Annotated in this window: 1 protein-coding gene; it reads left to right on the top strand. The window is 56.1% G+C overall.

Annotation, left to right across the window (positions count from 1 at the left end; genetic code table 11):
• Positions 1–68 precede the first annotated feature (68 nt).
• Positions 69–631: hypothetical protein (locus B5P42_RS31585; RefSeq protein WP_142674081.1), on the top strand; the 563-nt coding region annotated here is incomplete at its 3' end.

Raw genomic sequence — 631 nt, 5'->3', positions numbered from 1 at the left:
AGCGCCGGCGAGCCATGCAGATCCAAGAAGATCCCAACCCAGCCAGCATGCAGGCGGTGAGGGAGACGTTGAACAAATATAAAAGCGGGATCAGATGCCCGAAATGTGGAGGGACGGGGAGTCTGCAGCCCCAGAAGACGGCATACGAGATCGTTCTTCGTTGTACGGCAGCCCCGATGGGTGTGCCCTGCCGAAAGAAGCTAGGGGAGCGGCAATCTCTACAACTGGCAAGAACGGCGGGCAATAAAAAGGCCATCGATGCCATAATCGCGGCGAGGCACGACGTCGACCAAGGCGAGAAATCGCAAACCCGGTCACCAACCGTGACCCAGGTTCCGGTCCAGGTTCCGGAGGTTGACCCAAACCCCAGCGCGGGTGACGACGCCGCCTCAGATGACGACGAGTCGCTGTCCGATCCTGCGAAGTTGGTGGCCATGGTCCAAGCAATTAGGAGCTATACTGACTATAATACCAAATACTTGTCAAATCTAGTCTCTGATCTGGTCATTTTTGCAGACCGTCTGAAGTCACTAGAAAGCGAACGTGAGGAGCGCCAACAAGAATCGAGGACAGTCTCGCAATCCCTGGACGCCATCATGGCAAAATTGGAGACGCTGGAAGATGGGCTGGC

Source organism: Bacillus sp. SRB_331, from assembly GCF_003264175.1.
Taxonomy (GTDB): Bacteria; Bacillota; Bacilli; order Bacillales; family Bacillaceae_G; genus Bacillus_A; species Bacillus_A mycoides.
This window is presented reverse-complemented; position numbering and strand designations above follow the sequence as displayed.